The sequence below is a fragment of the Streptomyces sp. NPDC046925 genome (assembly GCF_040644915.1).
Taxonomy (GTDB): Bacteria; Actinomycetota; Actinomycetes; order Streptomycetales; family Streptomycetaceae; genus Streptomyces.
This window is the reverse complement of record NZ_JBEYWZ010000001.1, coordinates 14,886-29,645: the sequence shown is the minus strand read 5'-3', so window position 1 is coordinate 29,645 and position 14,760 is coordinate 14,886. Positions and strand designations below refer to the sequence as shown.

Here is a 14,760-nt window from a genome sequence, read left to right as displayed (position 1 = left end):
CCGACATTCAGCCGCCGCCCCCGCATCTTCGCCACCGCCGGAAGCCGCGGCGGGTCGCCCGCGGGCGGCGAACTGTCCGGCCGTCAGCGCCTATCGGCCGGTACGTCCATCGCCGTGCACACGGCGCGCCATACGTCCTTGGCGTCCCAGCCCGCGTCCAGTGCCTGATGCACCGTGCGCCCGCCGAGCTCCGACATCACATGATCGCGAGCGAACGAGTCGGCGTACCCCTCTCCGAAGTGGGCAGCCATCCGCTCCCAGAAAATCGTCAACCGCATGCGTCCAGTATCACGCCCTTGAGAGTGCAGCCGGACCCGGAGGGCTCACCGAAGGCGCTTTCCGGCCTACGGTCTGTGCATGGCCGAAACCGGAGCTTCCCCGCCTGCCGCGTCGTCGCCGGTCGCACGCGCCGAGCACTTCGTCTGGCTCACCGCGCGCGTCCTCGAGCAGCGGCGGTTCGCGTACCACTTCCCGAGCGCCGCGGGAGGTGCCGGACCCGACCCGCTGGCCGACGCGGTCGAGGGCGCCCTGGCCGCGTACGGCACCGAGGACGGCGGGTACGGATACGCGCTCGAACCGGATCTCCGCGGCCCCGTGAGCCAGCCCCTGCACGCGGAACACGCGCTGCGCGTCCTGGACTCCATCCGGCGCTGCGGCGGACAGCGGGTGGAGCGCGTGTGCCGCTATCTGACCTCGGTCTCGACGTCCGACGGCGCCCTTCCGGCCGTTCATCCCAGCCAGCGCGGCTACCCCTCGGCCCCGTTCATGCCCGTGGTTGACGATCCGCCGAGCGAACTCCTGACCACCGGCCCCGTAGTGGGTTTGTTGCACCGCAACGAGGTGTGGCACGCCTGGCTGTTCAGGGCCACCGACTTCTGCTGGGCGGCCGTCGAGTCCCTGGAGAAGTCCCATCCGTACGAGATCCAGGCGGCCGTCGCGTTCCTGGACGGGGCGCCCGACCGCCCGCGCGCGGAGGCGGCCGCCGACCGGCTCGGCAGGATCGTGCGGGAGCAGCGTCTCGTGGCGCTCGACCCCGGGCGCCTGGACGCGTATCCCGTGGCGCCCGGCTACGCAGCGGGCGAGCATCACTTCGCGCACGACTACGCGAAGGCTCCGGAGTCGCTCGCGCGCGCGTGGTTCACCGACACGGAGATGGCACGTTCCCTGGACTACCTGGAGCGGGAGCAGCAGGAGGACGGCGGCTGGCCTCTCCGCTGGAGACAGTGGGCGCCGGGCAGCGCCCTCGAAGCGCGCCCGATCGTCACCATCGAGGCCCTGCGCACACTACGGGCGTACGGGCGGACCGTCTCCTGAGGGCGCGGCACGGCGCTTCGGTCACGGCTTCGGGGCCTCGGCGCCGGCGTCCGGCCGGGATCAGCCCGTGAGCGCCCGCACCCCCGCGGTGACCACCACGGCCGCCCCGATGACGACCAGGAACGGGGCGCGCAGCACCAGTGCCACGGCGGCAGCCGCGAGGCCCACGGCCTTCGCGTCGAGTTGCAGGACCCGTCCGTCGGCGAAGGCCTGCTGGGCCGTGAGCGCGGCCAGCAGCGCCACGGGCAGCAGGGCGGCCATGCGCTTGACGAGCGGACGTTCCAGGGCGCCCGCGGGTACCAGCAGGCCCGCGAGCTTGACGAGGTAGCAACCGGCGAAGGTCGCGCCGATCGCGATCCAGATGTTCAACGGTTTTCCTTCTGCGGATCGTTGCGGCGTGCTTCTTCCTCGGCGCCTGCTCCGGTGGCGCCCTTGCGGCCCTCTACGTAGAGCACGGCCGGCGCGGCAAGCGCGGCCACCAGGACCGGCACTCCGGCGGGCAGTACGGGCAGCAGGCCGAGACCCAGGACGACGGCGATCGCCGCCACGGCCCGCTCGGTGGTCGTACGCAGCATCGGCGCGAGGAGCGCCAGGAAGACCGCGGGTCCCGCGGCGTCGAGCCCCCATACGTCGGTGTCACCGATGGCCTCGGCGCCCAGCGCCCCGAGCAGCGTGGTGAGGTTCCACAGCACGTAGAGGCTCAGTCCGGTGACCGTGAATCCGATGCGGGCGGCGCGCCGGGTCGGCTGTGCGAGCGAGACGGCGGTGGTCTCGTCGATGACCCAGTGGGCGGCGAACGGGCGCACCGCGCGCGGGAGGGCGAGCAGCTGCGAGAGCCGCAGCCCGTAGAACGCGTTGCGTGCCCCAAGGAAGAAGGCGCCCGCCGCGGCCGTGAACGGGTTCCCGCCGCCCGCGAGCGCCCCGACCAGCGCGAACTGCGAGGCGCCGGTGAAGACCAGCAGGCTGAGCGCGCAGGTCTGCAGCACGGTGAGGCCGCTGCCTGCCGAGGTCACTCCGAAGGCGAAGCCGGAGAGCCCGACGGCGACCCCGACTCCGAGTGCGTCGCGGACCACGGCCGAGTCGGGTTTCTCCGGTGTGCGGTCGCCTGTCGTGTCTGCCGGGAGCCCTGCCGTCACGTCCGCCGGGCGACCGGCCGCTATGTCTGCGGGTGTCGTCTGTTCTGCCACACACCGGACGGTACGAGCAGGGCCGGCTCCCCGTCTTGTACGTTCTTGCGCTCGCGCTGATAGGCCCCCGGCGGCACCCCGACGATCCTCGTGAAGTGCCGGTTGAGGTGCGGCTGGTCGGTGAAGCCCACGGTGACGGCCGCCTCCGCGGGAGCCGTACCCGCGTCCAGGAGACGCCGTGCGGTGCGCACGCGCGCGTCGGTGAGCCACGCGTGCGGAGGCATCCCGTACGCGTCACGGAAAGCCCTCAGCAGGGCGAACGAGCCGACTCCGAGATCGGTGGCGAGCCGCTCCAGGCTCGGCGGATCGGCAAGGCGCTCCTGGAGGACGCCACGCGCGCGTGCGGCGACCCGTGCGCCCGCCGTGCGCACGGCACGCTGCGGGAGGGGTCCCCCGTTCAGCCGCAGCAGCCGGGTCACCGCCACCCGCAGCAGCGTGTCGGCGGCGAGCGCGTTGCCCTCCTCCGCGGCACGCAGCACCCGGTGGACGAGCGTCACCGCGTACGGGTCCTCGAGCACCGGCCGGACGAAGCCGGGGGTCCCCCGGACGGTGGTGGTCTCGGCGGCGATGGCGGCGACCAGATCCGGCGCCGGGTAGACCACCCCGTACCGCCACCCCTCGGGCACGCCCGCCCGGCCCGTGTGCATGGTGTCGGGGTTGATCAGGGCGACCGTTCCGGGCCCTGCGTGCTGGTCGGCGCCGCCGTGGTGGAAAACGTCGACGCCCTCTGCGATCGCGGCGATCACGAAGTGCTCGTGGGTGTGCCGCACAAACGTCTTGCTGATGTAGTGGGCACGCAGCAGGTCGACCCCCGGCAGCTCCGCGTACCGCCAGTGCCGCGCCTGCTCCGCCGAACCTGCCATGCCCCCCATTCTGCGCCAGGCGCGCAAACCCTTTTCCGCAGGTCGGCGCAGTTGTCAGTGGCGAGGTGCACGATGGGGTCATGGTCAGGTCCGCACCCAGTGCCCACAGCGCCCACGGCGCCCTGGACGGTTTCTCCCCCGCGACCCGCAGCTGGTTCACGGGGGCCTTCTCCGCGCCCACCTCCGCGCAGGCCGGGGCGTGGAAGGCCATCGGCGAGGGTTCGGACGTGCTGGTCGTCGCGCCCACCGGCTCCGGCAAGACGCTGGCCGCGTTCCTCGCGGCCCTGGACCAGCTGGCCTCGACCCCGCCGCCCGCCGACCCCAAGAAGCGCTGCCGCGTGCTGTACGTGTCTCCGCTCAAGGCCCTGGCGGTCGACGTGGAGCGCAACCTGCGCAGCCCGCTGACCGGCATCCGCCAGGAGTCCGTGCGCCTGGGGCGCCCCGAGCCGGAAGTGCGGGTCGGCATCCGTTCGGGCGACACCCCGCCCGCCGAGCGCCGTGCCCTGTCCACGCGCCCGCCGGACATCCTGATCACCACACCCGAGTCGCTCTTCCTGATGCTCACCTCCGCCGCGCGGGACGCGCTGACGGGCATCGAGACGGTGATCCTGGACGAGGTGCACGCCGTCGCGGGCACCAAGCGCGGCGCCCATCTGGCCCTCTCCCTGGAGCGGCTCGACGAGCTCCTGCCCAGGCCCGCCCGCCGCATCGGCCTGTCGGCGACGGTCCGTCCGGTGGACGAGGTGGCCCGCTATCTGTCCCCGCAGCGCCGGGTGGAGATCGTCCAGCCACCGTCCGGCAAGGAGTTCGACCTTTCCGTGGTCGTGCCCGTCGAGGATCTAGGCGAGCTGGGCGGGTCCCCGGCCTCCGACTCCGACGAGGGCGCGGAGCGCCCCTCGATCTGGCCGCACGTCGAGGAGCGCATCACCGACCTCGTCCAGGCGCACCGCTCGACGATCGTGTTCGCCAACTCACGCCGCCTGGCGGAGCGTCTGTGCAACAGGCTCAACGAAATCGCGTACGAACGCGCGACGGGAGAGCCTCTCCCCGAAGACCACTCCCCCGCCGAGCTGATGGCCGAGTCGGGCGCGGCCAAGGGCGCCCCTCCGGTCCTCGCCAGGGCCCACCACGGCTCGGTCTCCAAGGAGCAGCGCGCGCTCGTCGAGGAGGACCTGAAGGCGGGCCGCCTGCCCGCCGTCGTCGCCACGTCCAGCCTGGAGCTCGGCATCGACATGGGAGCGGTCGACCTGGTGGTCCAGGTCGAGTCACCGCCCTCCGTGGCCTCCGGCCTGCAGCGAGTCGGCCGCGCGGGGCACCAGGTGGGCGCGGTCTCCACCGGCGTCGTCTTCCCCAAGTACCGAGGCGACCTGGTGCAGGCCGCCGTGGTCACCGAGCGGATGCGGACCGGCTCCATCGAGTCGCTGCGCATCCCTGCCAACCCCCTGGACGTCCTGGCCCAGCAGCTCGTCGCGATGGTCTCCCTGGACACCTGGCAGGTCGACGACCTCCTCGCGCTGGTCCGCAGGGCCGCCTCCTTCGCCTCGCTCCCGGAGTCGGCGTTCACGGCCGTCCTGGACATGCTCGCGGGCCGCTATCCGTCGGACGCCTTCGCCGAGCTGCGCCCCCGTGTCGTCTGGGACCGGGTGGCCGGCACCGTCACCGGGCGCCCCGGCGCGCAGCGGCTCGCGGTCACCTCCGGGGGCACGATCCCCGACCGCGGGCTCTTCGGGGTCTTCCTCGCCGGCGCCGACCCCAAGAAGGGCGGAGGCCGCGTCGGAGAGCTCGACGAGGAGATGGTCTACGAATCCCGCGTGGGCGACGTCTTCACGCTCGGCACCAGCTCCTGGCGCATCGAGGACATCACTCGCGACCGCGTGCTCGTCTCCCCCGCCCCCGGCGTCCCCGGACGGCTGCCTTTCTGGAAGGGCGACCAGCTGGGCCGCCCGCTCGAACTGGGCCGAGCGGTGGGCGCGTTCCTCCGAGAGGTCGGTTCGCTGGCGCGCGACGACGCGCGCGTGCGTCTCCAGGCCGCGGGCCTGGACGACTGGGCGGCCGACAATGTCCTGACCTACCTCACCGAGCAGCGCGAGGCCTGCGGCCACATTCCGGACGACCGCACGATCGTGGTCGAGCGGTTCCGCGACGAGCTGGGCGACTGGCGGGTCGTGGTGCACTCCCCGTTCGGCGCGCAGGTGCACGCGCCCTGGGCCCTCGCCCTGGCCTCCAGGCTGACCGAGCGCTATGGCATGGACGCCCAGGTCATGCACGCCGACGACGGCATCGTGCTGCGCCTGCCCGACGCCGACCTGATGAGCCTGGACCTGCTCGACCAGGAGCCCGCCGACCAACCTCTGGGGTACGACAGCGAACAGCCACCCGTAGGAGCGGGAGACGTCGCCTTCGACAAGGGCGAGGTCAATCAGATCGTCACCGACCAGGTGGGCGGCTCGGCGCTGTTCGCCTCCCGCTTCCGGGAGTGCGCCGCCCGCGCGCTGCTGCTGCCGCGCCGCAGCCCCGGAAAGCGCACGCCTTTGTGGCAGCAGCGCCAGCGCGCCGCACAGCTGCTCCAGGTGGCCAGCGAGTTCGGATCGTTCCCCATCGTCCTGGAAGCGATCAGGGAGTGCCTCCAGGACGTCTTCGACGTCCCGGGTCTCACGGAACTGATGGGTGACATCGAGTCCCGCAAGGTCCGGCTCGTCGAGGTCACGACCCCCGAGCCGTCTCCCTTCGCCCGCTCGCTGCTGTTCGGTTATGTCGCGCAATTCCTGTACGAGGGTGACTCACCGCTCGCCGAGCGGCGCGCGGCGGCGCTCTCCCTGGACTCCCGGCTGCTCTCCGAGCTCCTCGGACAGGCCGAGCTGCGCGAGCTGCTCGACGCGGACGTCCTCGCGGAACTGGAGCAGGAGCTCCAGTGGCGCACGGAGGACCGCCGCATCAAGGACGCCGAAGGCGTCGCCGACCTGCTGCGCCTCCTCGGACCGCTCACCGACGCCGAGTTGGCCGAGCGCGGCGGCGAGCCTCAGTGGGCGCAGGAGCTGGCCGCCGCCCGCCGCGCGATCCAGGTCCGCATCGCCGGGACGGACCACTGGGCGGCGATCGAGGACGCGGGCCGCCTGCGTGACGCGCTGGGCACCGCGCTGCCGGTCGGTGTCCCCGAGGCGTTCACCGAGCCGGTCAAGGACCCCCTCGGCGACCTCATCGCGCGGTTCGCGCGCACGCACGGCCCCTTCACCTCCGCCACGGCCGCCGCCCGCTTCGGCCTCGGCGCGGCGGTCACCGAGGGAGCGCTGCAGCGCCTCGCCGCGGCCGGACGTGTCGTACAAGGAGAGTTCCATCCGGCGGGCATCGGTCAGGAGTGGTGCGATGCGGCCGTCCTCCGCCGTCTGCGACGTCGCTCACTGGCGGCGCTCCGGCATGAGCTGGAGCCGGTGCCGCCCGCCGCGCTTGCCCAGTTCCTGCCCCAGTGGCAGCACTTGAGCGGGCACGGACTGCGGGGCCTGGACGGGCTGGTGCGTGCCATCGAGCAGTTGCAGGGGGCGACCGTCCCCGCGTCCGCGCTCGAGAAGCTCGTGCTGCCCTCCCGCGTATCCGGGTACGCACCGGCGATGCTCGACGAACTCACCGCCGCCGGCGAGGTGGTGTGGGCCGGGTCCGGATCCCTGCCCGGCAAGGACGGCTGGGTCTCCTTGTACCTCGCCGACGCCGCGCCCCTGCTCCTGCCGCAGGCCCACCCCCTGGAGCTCACCGCGCTCCACCAGTCGGTCCTGGACACCCTCTCCGGGGGGTACGGCCTGTTCTTCCGGCAGATCGCCGACCAGATCCGCGCCACCACCCACCCCGAAGCCTCCGACCTCCAACTGGCCGACGTGATCTGGGATCTGGCCTGGTCCGGACGGCTCACGAACGACACGCTCGGCCCGATGCGCTCGCTCCTGGGCTCGGGCCGCACGGCGGGCTCCACCGCCCACCGCGCCAAGCGCAACACCCCGCGCGGGCGCTACGGCACACTGACCGCCGCCGCCCGCCCCACATCGCGTACGGGCCCGCCGACCGTAGCCGGCCGCTGGTCGCTGCTCCCCGCCCACGAACCCGACCCCACGCTGCGCGCCCACGCCCTGGCCCGCACCCTCCTGGACCGGCACGGCGTGGTCACCCGTGGGGCGGTCGCCGCCGAGGGCGTCGAGGGCGGTTTTTCGGCGACGTACCGCGTCCTGTCCGCCTTCGAGGACAGCGGGCAGGCGCGGCGCGGATACGTCGTCGAGGGGCTGGGCGCCGCACAGTTCGCCATGGACGGCGCGGTGGACCGACTGCGCGCGGCGGCGAACGCCCGCGACCGCACGGACAGTTCACCGTCCGCCATGAACTACTCCCCGCGCTCCTCGGACACCCAGGCCCTCGTCCTGGCCGCCGCCGACCCCGCCAACGCCTACGGAGCCGCGCTCCCCTGGCCCGATCCGCCCACCGACGCGGGCCACAAGCCGGGCCGCAAGGCGGGCTCACTCGTCGTCCTCGTCGACGGCGAACTGACCCTCTACATGGAGCGCGGCGGCAAGACCCTCCTGGCCTGGCCCTCGGCCCCGGAGGACGACACCCCCGCCACCGAGGACGCCCGCCTGCACATGGCCGCCGAAGCCCTCGCCGCGTCGGCCCGCGCGGGTTCGCTCGGCACGGTCACGGTCGAGCGCATCAACGGAGGCTCCTCCCTGACATCCCCCCTCGCCCCCCTCCTGGAAGGAGCAGGCTTCCACGCCACCCCCCGCGGCCTACGCCTGCGCGCATGACGCGGCCCCACGCCCAAACGCGGCCCCGCGCGCAACCCGTAACGCCCCGACCTCGGCCCCGGCGCGGACCCGGCTCGGACCCGCCCCCGGACCCTGCCCATCCGGCCCCGGCCCCATCCCGGCCTACCCCGGACCCATCCCGGCCCACCCCAGCCGCGCCCACCCACCGCGCCTGGCCTCCACCCCACCCCCGACATGCCACCCTGGACCCCATGCCCGAAGGAGACACCGTCTACCAGGCGGCCCGGCGTCTGCACACCGCCCTAGCCGGGCACACCGTCACGCTCTCCGACCTCCGCGTCCCGAAGCTCGCGACCGTCGACCTGACCGGGCGTACCGTCCTGGACGTCACCCCGCGCGGCAAGCACCTCCTCACCCGCTTCGAGGGCGGGCTCACCCTGCACTCGCACCTCCGCATGGACGGCTCCTGGCGGCTGTACGCGCCGGGCGAGCGCTGGAACGGCGGCCCCGGGTACCAGATCAGGGCGATCCTGGGCACCGACGAACGCACGGCGGTCGGCTACCGCCTGCCCGTGCTCGAACTCCTGCGCACCGCCGACGAACACAAGGCCGTGGGCCACCTGGGTCCCGACCTCCTGGGCCCCGACTGGGACCCCGAGCAGGCGCTCCGCAACCTCCTCGCCGACCCCGAGCGCCAGCTGGGCGAGGCCCTGCTCGACCAGCGCAATCTCGCGGGCATCGGCAACGTCTTCAAGTGCGAGATCTGCTTCCTCCTGGGCGTCACCCCATGGCTCCCCGTGGGCGAGCTCCCCGCCGAGACGGCCGCGCGCATCCCCGCCCTCTCCAAGAAGCTCCTGGACGCCAACCGCAACCGCCCGGCGCGCATCACCACGGGCCGCGACCGCCCGGGCCACCGCCTGTACGTCTACGGCCGCGCGCCCCGCCCCTGTCTGCGCTGCGGCACCCCCGTACGCAAGGGCCAGCAGGGCGACGGCTCCCGCGACCGTCCCACGTACTGGTGCCCCACCTGCCAATCCGGCCCGACTTCCTGAACTCCGGCAGCCGACGCGCGCCCTCCCCCGTCCCGCCCTCCCCGTTCCTCCCGGCGGCCGGGAACCCGCGCACACGGGCCGGCAACCCACACCCACGCACCAGTTGACGCCCCGTCAGATTCAGCCGTACCGTCCCGTCATGCCCCTCACGGCGTACGACCTCAGCGGACGCACGGCATTCGTCACCGGCGCGGCCTCCGGCATCGGCAGGGCATCGGCCGTACTCCTCGCGGAAGCGGGCGCGAGTGTTCACTGCGCCGACCGCGACACCCAGGGGCTCCAGGAGACGGCCACGCTCATCAAGGCCGCGGGCGGCACCGCGCACACCCATTACCTGGACGTGGCGGACAGAGCCCAGGTCGACCAGGCCGTGGCGACCGCCACCGCGGTCACCGGCCGCCTGGACGTCATGGCCGCCATCGCCGGGATCATGCACAACAGCCCGGTCCTGGAGACCCGCGACGAGGACCTCGACCGGGTCCTGAACATCAACTTCAAGGGCGTCCTGTACGCCTGCCAGGCCGCGGCCCGCGCAATGATCGCGGCCAACACCAGCACCGCGAACACCGGCACCACGAGCACCAGCACCACGAACGCCCACACAGCAAACCCCGCCGAAGCCAACGGCTCCCGCCACCCCGGCAGCATCATCACCATGGCATCGGGCGCCGTGGACACCGGCGGCCCCGGCCTCCTCTGCTACGGCGCGGCAAAAGCCGCCGTCGTGCAGCTCACGAAGACCCTGGCCACCGAGGTGGGCCCGCACGGCATCCGCGTCAACGCCGTGGCGCCGGGCTGGATCCGTACCCCCATGACCGACCGCCACGACAGCGACGCGCAGGCGCACACCGAAGGGCTCATGGTCCGCATGTCCCCGCTGGGCCGCGTCGGCGAACCGGAGGACATCGCGCACGCCGTCCTGCACCTGGCGTCCGACGCGTCCGCCTTCACGACGGGCCAGATCCTCCGCCCGAACGGCGGCGTCGCCATGCCCTGGTGACAGCGTCGGCAGCGGCCCGTGCGGCAGCTCGGCCAGCCTTGGCCGTACGCTCCCCGCAAGACCGCAACCACCCCGACCATCCCGACCACCCCGGCCCTCGCGGCCGCCCCGACCACCCCTGCCTCCCCGCCACAACGGAAGCCTCCCCCGCCGCAGACCCCGCCCGCCGAGCCCGCTCCCTGGCCAGAGCCGCCGCGCTCACCGCCCGCGACTTCGGCACGCAGTGCACCGGCAGCAGGCTCAGCCCCCACCCACCGGCCGCGACGGCCCCCTCCAGAACCCCCGCGTCAGGCGCGAGCGCCAGCCGCAGCACGCCCCACCACCAGAGCGCACCGAGCGCCAGAGCCGGCGCCCACCGCACGACTCTCCATGCCACGGCCACCACCTCCGCACGCTCAAGGCCCGCACGAGACCCGCTCGACGCCCGACACCCGTTGCCCCACGCCTGACACCCGGCACGCGATGCCCGCTCGACGCTAGACGCCCGACTTCACCGGACGGGAGGGCGCACCACGGCGCACACGAGGCACGACCACTGGGTCGGCGGTCGTGCGGGTGGTCGTGCGGCTGCTCGCGCCGGCCGTCCTGCCCCCTACACCGCGATCAGCCGTTCTCCGCCTGGAACATCCAGTGATGCTTCTCCAGGTCCGCCGTAATCCCGATGAAGATGTCCTGGCTGACCGGGTCCGCCTCACCGGTCGCCCCGACCCGCTCCCGCATCCGCGTGATCACCGAACCGAGCGCGTCCACGAGCGTGCCCACGGCGTCGGCGTCCTTGACCCAGCCACCGGCGACGTCGCCGATCCCGCTGCTCCGCGCCACGGTCCCGGCACGGCCGTCGGGCGAGACACCGAGCGTGGACGCCCGCTCCGCCACCGTGTCGGAGTGCGTCCGCGCCGTGTCCACGACCTCGTCGAGCTGCAGGTGCACGGAGCGGAATCGAGCGCCGACCACGTTCCAGTGGATCTGCTTGGCCACCAGGGAGAGGTCGACGAGGTCCACGAGCGCCCCCTGAAGGGCCTCCGAGACCGTCTTCAGATCCGCGTCCGACAGAGGACTCTTCACGACATACATGCAACCTCCAAAGATCATGGGACCTCGTGAGCTAAAATCCCCCACCAACCATGGCACAAGCGCACGAATACGGACATTCAGCGAGTGGCGCCCCGGAACAGAACAGCCCCCGGACACACAAAAGCCCCGGCCGGTAACCCGGCCGGGGCTTCGTCACACTTAAGCGCTCAAACAGCGTGCACAGTCAGCGCAGCGCCACGCGTCATCACGCGGCGACGACGTCCACCGCCTCCGCAGGCGCCTTGATCGTCACCCGTTCCGGCGGCACACCGCTCACCGAGACGGAATTGAGCATCGGGCGAACCGGTGTACGCACCGGTTCCGTAGCCGCTGCCGACGCAGCCAGTTCGGCGAGAGAGAGCTCATCGCTCACCTCGCGCATGAGCTCGGACATCCGTACGTCAAGCGCGTCGCAGATCGCGGAAAGCAGCTCGGAGGATGCCTCCTTCTGCCCCCGCTCCACCTCGGAAAGATAGCCGAGCGAGACTCGGGCGGACGAGGAGACTTCGCGCAGAGTACGGCCCTGGCGCTGGCGCTGCCGACGCAGCACGTCACCCAGCAGGCGACGGAGCAGAATCATCGGTGGCTCCCTCCTCGGACCGCGTAGCCGCATCCTTCACGCCCCACCGTACCGCCTCGCGCGGCGGCCGTGCGGGGAGCGATGTCGTGTTCACTCAGGGCTGCAAACATCAAGTCCCCCCGTTCTGTTCCGTATCCTGTGCCCGCCCATTCCCGGCACGTTCGCCGGACAGCCGCTCGAGCAGCAGCCTGAGCACGCTCCGTACACTCTCCATACGAATGTCCGAACGGCCACCGTTCAACCTCAGCGCCGCAACTTTCCCCTCAGAGCGAAGCGCGGAACCCGGTTCGCCGACCGCGAAATCCGGCCCGCCGGCCGCGGAAATCGGCCCGTCGACCGGTGAAACCAGCGCCTCGACCATGGAAACAGGCCCGTCGACCGCCACGAACACGGTCCCGACCGGCTGCCCGTCCTGCGGATCCGGCCCGGCGACGCCCGTGGTCGCGATCCCCCAGTCCGCGCCCATGACCTTGCGCACACCGGCCGCCATCTGCAGCGCCACCTCGGCATCCACGGCGCCGCGCTCCGCCAAGAGAGTGCCGTCGACCCCGAGCACCCGGTGCTTGAGCTCGGTCGCGTACGCCGTCACGGACCCCCGGAAGACCCGGGAAGCCCCCGGCACCGCCGTCACCTCGGCGGCCACCAGGCCCCCGGTGAGCGATTCGGCGACGGCGAGCGTCTCGCCCCGCGTCTGAAGAAGCCGCAGAACCTCCGCGGCCGGTTGCGCCGACGTCATGACGCCGACTCCCTGGCCCCCTCGCCGGAGGCCGCGGCGGACCCGGAGACCGCCGCGGCCGCTGCCGCCGCCTCCGCGAGCCCGAGGCGACGCAGCACGACGGCCTGCCGCACATAGTCGAGCCCGGTCAGGACGGTCAGGACGACGGCGACCGCCATCACCCAGAACCGCAGGGTGGCGAGCGGCCCGGTCAGCGCGAGGACGTACATCCCGGCCGCCGTGCCCTGCCAGAGCGTCTTCATCTTGCCGCCGCGACTGGCCGGAATGACTCCGAAGCGGATCACCCAGAACCGCAGCAGTGTGATTCCCAGCTCACGTCCGAGAATGACGCCCGTCACCCACCACGGCAGATCGCCGAGGTACGAGAGACAGACCAGCGCGGCACCCATGATCGCTTTGTCGGCGATGGGGTCGGCGATCTTCCCGAAGTCCGTGACCAGGTTGTACGTGCGTGCGAGGTGTCCGTCGAACAAGTCGGTGATCATGGCGACGGCGAAGGCCGCCCAGGCCCACGCGCGCCAGGCCGGGTCGTACCCGCCGTCGGCGAGCAGCAGCATCACGAAGCCGGGCACGAGCAGCAGCCGGATCACCGTCAACAAGTTGGCGACGTTCCACACGCTGGCCTGATTGACGGCCGCAGCGCCCAACTTTCCGCCGCGCACCGGCTTGGCGCCCTGCGCGCCGGAGCCGCCCGCCGCGGATGCCGGGACTCCGGTCATCTGCGCGCCTCCTCGGCCGGGATACGGGGCGAGGCCCCCAGAATTTCGCTGTACTCAGCCACCAGGTCCACGCCTTCCGTGCCGACCACCTTTGCCACGACCATACGGCCGACCTGCAGGTCATCCCCACCCGTGGGGCCCGCGAAGCGGATCTGGCCGTCCGTCTCGGGCGCCTGGTGCGCCGCCCGGCCGATCGCGCCGTCCTCTTCGTCCACGGACTCCACAAGCACCTCGACGGTCTCACCGAGGCGGTCGTCGGCGCGCTGCGAGGTCAGTTCCTCGGCGAGCCGCGAGATGCGCGCGAGCCGCTCGTCGACGACGTCCTGGTCGAGCTTCGCGTCGTACGTCGCCGCTTCCGTGCCCTCCTCGTCGGAGTACCCGAAGACGCCGATGGCGTCCAGCCGCGCACCCGTGAGGAACCGCTCGAGCTCGTCCACGTCGGCCTCGGTCTCGCCGGGGAAGCCCACGATGAAGTTGGACCGCACACCGGCCTGCGGGGCCTTCGTACGGATGGTGTCCAGAAGCTCCAGGAAGCGGTCGGTGTCTCCGAAGCGCCGCATCGACCGGAGCACGGTGGGCGACGAGTGCTGGAAGGAGAGGTCGAAGTAGGGCGCGACCTTCTCCGTGGACGTCAGTACGTCGATGAGTCCGGGGCGCATCTCGGCGGGCTGGAGGTAGCTGACCCGCACCCGCTCGATCCCGTCGACGGCCGCGAGCTCGGGCAGCAGCGTCTCCAGGAGACGGATGTCACCGAGGTCCTTGCCGTACGAGGTGTTGTTCTCGGAGACGAGCATGACCTCCTTGACGCCCTGCTCGGCCAGCCAGCGCGTCTCGCCGAGCACGTCGGAGGGGCGCCGCGAGATGAAGGACCCGCGGAAGGAGGGAATGGCGCAGAACGAGCAGCGCCGGTCGCAGCCGGACGCCAGCTTCACCGAGGCGACGGGGTTGGTGCCCAGCCGCCGCCGCAGCGGGGCGCGCGGCCCGGAGGCCGGCGCGAGGCCCTCGGGCAGGTCCACGGGCGCGTGCCCGGGCAGCGCGACGTCGGAACCCGCCTCCTGGCGCTCCGCGGGGCTGATCGGAAGCAGCTTGCGCCGGTCGCGCGGGGCGTGGGCCTCGACATTGCCACCGCCGAGGATGGTCTGCAGGCGGCTGGAGATGTCGGAGTAGTCGTCGAAGCCGAGGACACCGTCGGCTTCGGGGAGGGCGTCGGCGAGCTCCTTGCCGTACCGCTCGGCCATGCAGCCGACGGCCACGACGGCCTGGGTCTTGCCATGACCCTTGAGGTCATTGGCTTCCAGGAGGGCGTCGACGGAGTCCTTCTTGGCGGCTTCGACGAATCCACAGGTGTTGACTACGGCGACGTCCGCTTCTTCGGCGGCCTCGACGAGCTCCCAGCCGTCCGCCTCCAAGCGGCCTGCGAGCTCCTCCGAGTCCACCTCGTTGCGGGCGCAGCCAAGAGTGACAAGGGCGACGGTGCGGCGTTCGGGCATGCT

The 14,760-nt window shown here is 72.4% G+C and carries 13 protein-coding genes; 4 read left to right on the top strand and 9 right to left on the bottom strand.

Annotated elements, in window-relative coordinates; translation table 11 throughout:
- Positions 1 to 83 precede the first annotated feature (83 nt).
- A complete protein-coding gene (locus ABZ906_RS00105; RefSeq protein ID WP_361197927.1) occupies positions 84 to 278 on the bottom strand; it encodes a DUF3046 domain-containing protein in 195 nt (64 codons plus the stop codon).
- A gap of 79 nt (positions 279 to 357) precedes the next feature.
- Between ABZ906_RS00105 and ABZ906_RS00100 the strand changes: the two genes are divergently transcribed.
- Positions 358 to 1,314: a hypothetical protein gene (locus ABZ906_RS00100; RefSeq protein ID WP_361375549.1), complete on the top strand. Its 957-nt coding sequence runs from the start codon at positions 358 to 360 to the stop codon at positions 1,312 to 1,314.
- 60 nt (positions 1,315 to 1,374) lie between these two features.
- On the opposite strand, the gene ABZ906_RS00095 is transcribed toward ABZ906_RS00100, so the two are convergent.
- The 3 genes from ABZ906_RS00095 to ABZ906_RS00085 are packed head-to-tail and all read right to left on the bottom strand — an operon-like array spanning position 1,375 to position 3,364.
- Positions 1,375 to 1,683 carry an AzlD domain-containing protein gene (locus ABZ906_RS00095; protein WP_361375546.1) on the bottom strand — a complete coding sequence of 103 codons (309 nt, stop codon included), beginning with the start codon at positions 1,681 to 1,683 and terminating at the stop codon, positions 1,375 to 1,377.
- Positions 1,680 to 2,450 (bottom strand): AzlC family ABC transporter permease, encoded by a 771-nt coding sequence (locus tag ABZ906_RS00090; RefSeq protein ID WP_361377977.1) that lies wholly within the window; start codon positions 2,448 to 2,450, stop codon positions 1,680 to 1,682. The genes ABZ906_RS00095 and ABZ906_RS00090 overlap by 4 nt, the downstream gene beginning before the upstream one ends.
- 20 nt (positions 2,451 to 2,470) lie before the next feature.
- Positions 2,471 to 3,364: an AraC family transcriptional regulator gene (locus ABZ906_RS00085; protein WP_361375543.1), complete on the bottom strand. Its 894-nt coding sequence runs from the start codon at positions 3,362 to 3,364 to the stop codon at positions 2,471 to 2,473.
- Between the two features lie 80 nt (positions 3,365 to 3,444).
- Between ABZ906_RS00085 and ABZ906_RS00080 the strand changes: the two genes are divergently transcribed.
- The 3 genes from ABZ906_RS00080 (at position 3,445) to ABZ906_RS00070 (ending at position 10,158) form a co-directional block, all read left to right on the top strand.
- Positions 3,445 to 8,145 carry an ATP-dependent helicase gene (locus tag ABZ906_RS00080; protein WP_361375540.1) on the top strand — a complete coding sequence of 1,567 codons (4,701 nt, stop codon included), beginning with the start codon at positions 3,445 to 3,447 and terminating at the stop codon, positions 8,143 to 8,145.
- A gap of 212 nt (positions 8,146 to 8,357) precedes the next feature.
- Positions 8,358 to 9,158 carry a DNA-formamidopyrimidine glycosylase family protein gene (locus ABZ906_RS00075; RefSeq protein ID WP_361375537.1) on the top strand — a complete coding sequence of 267 codons (801 nt, stop codon included), beginning with the start codon at positions 8,358 to 8,360 and terminating at the stop codon, positions 9,156 to 9,158.
- Between the two features lie 139 nt (positions 9,159 to 9,297).
- Positions 9,298 to 10,158: an SDR family NAD(P)-dependent oxidoreductase gene (locus tag ABZ906_RS00070; RefSeq protein ID WP_361375534.1), complete on the top strand. Its 861-nt coding sequence runs from the start codon at positions 9,298 to 9,300 to the stop codon at positions 10,156 to 10,158.
- A 603-nt stretch (positions 10,159 to 10,761) separates the two neighbouring features.
- Here the strand turns inward: ABZ906_RS00070 and ABZ906_RS00065 are convergent.
- The 5 genes from ABZ906_RS00065 to rimO form a co-directional block, all read right to left on the bottom strand.
- Positions 10,762 to 11,232, bottom strand: coding sequence for a DNA starvation/stationary phase protection protein (locus ABZ906_RS00065; protein WP_361197949.1), 471 nt, complete (start codon positions 11,230 to 11,232; stop codon positions 10,762 to 10,764).
- 205 nt (positions 11,233 to 11,437) lie between these two features.
- Positions 11,438 to 11,812 (bottom strand): helix-turn-helix transcriptional regulator, encoded by a 375-nt coding sequence (locus ABZ906_RS00060; RefSeq protein WP_135333667.1) that lies wholly within the window; start codon positions 11,810 to 11,812, stop codon positions 11,438 to 11,440.
- Positions 11,813 to 11,921: 109 nt separating this feature from the next.
- Entirely contained in the window at positions 11,922 to 12,548 is a 627-nt protein-coding gene (locus ABZ906_RS00055) for a CinA family protein (RefSeq protein WP_361197952.1), read from the bottom strand.
- Positions 12,545 to 13,267 (bottom strand): CDP-diacylglycerol--glycerol-3-phosphate 3-phosphatidyltransferase, encoded by a 723-nt coding sequence (gene pgsA, locus ABZ906_RS00050; RefSeq protein ID WP_361197955.1) that lies wholly within the window; start codon positions 13,265 to 13,267, stop codon positions 12,545 to 12,547. Before pgsA ends, ABZ906_RS00055 begins: the two co-directional genes overlap by 4 nt.
- Positions 13,264 to 14,757 carry a 30S ribosomal protein S12 methylthiotransferase RimO gene (gene rimO, locus ABZ906_RS00045; RefSeq protein WP_361375532.1) on the bottom strand — a complete coding sequence of 498 codons (1,494 nt, stop codon included), beginning with the start codon at positions 14,755 to 14,757 and terminating at the stop codon, positions 13,264 to 13,266. Before rimO ends, pgsA begins: the two co-directional genes overlap by 4 nt.
- Positions 14,758 to 14,760: the final 3 nt, after the last annotated feature.

Bases quoted from the DNA above. Each gene is read 5' to 3' on its own strand.
- ABZ906_RS00060 (WP_135333667.1), bottom strand. From the start codon at position 11,812: ATGATTCTGCTCCGTCGCCTGCTGGGTGACGTGCTGCGTCGGCAGCGC.
- ABZ906_RS00075 (WP_361375537.1), top strand. From the start codon at position 8,358: ATGCCCGAAGGAGACACCGTCTACCAGGCGGCCCGGCGTCTGCACACC.
- ABZ906_RS00080 (WP_361375540.1), top strand. From the start codon at position 3,445: ATGGTCAGGTCCGCACCCAGTGCCCACAGCGCCCACGGCGCCCTGGAC.
- ABZ906_RS00085 (WP_361375543.1), bottom strand. From the start codon at position 3,364: ATGGCAGGTTCGGCGGAGCAGGCGCGGCACTGGCGGTACGCGGAGCTG.
- ABZ906_RS00070 (WP_361375534.1), top strand. From the start codon at position 9,298: ATGCCCCTCACGGCGTACGACCTCAGCGGACGCACGGCATTCGTCACC.
- rimO (WP_361375532.1), bottom strand. From the start codon at position 14,757: ATGCCCGAACGCCGCACCGTCGCCCTTGTCACTCTTGGCTGCGCCCGC.
- ABZ906_RS00065 (WP_361197949.1), bottom strand. From the start codon at position 11,232: ATGTATGTCGTGAAGAGTCCTCTGTCGGACGCGGATCTGAAGACGGTC.
- ABZ906_RS00100 (WP_361375549.1), top strand. From the start codon at position 358: ATGGCCGAAACCGGAGCTTCCCCGCCTGCCGCGTCGTCGCCGGTCGCA.
- ABZ906_RS00055 (WP_361197952.1), bottom strand. From the start codon at position 12,548: ATGACGTCGGCGCAACCGGCCGCGGAGGTTCTGCGGCTTCTTCAGACG.
- pgsA (WP_361197955.1), bottom strand. From the start codon at position 13,267: ATGACCGGAGTCCCGGCATCCGCGGCGGGCGGCTCCGGCGCGCAGGGC.
- ABZ906_RS00105 (WP_361197927.1), bottom strand. From the start codon at position 278: ATGCGGTTGACGATTTTCTGGGAGCGGATGGCTGCCCACTTCGGAGAG.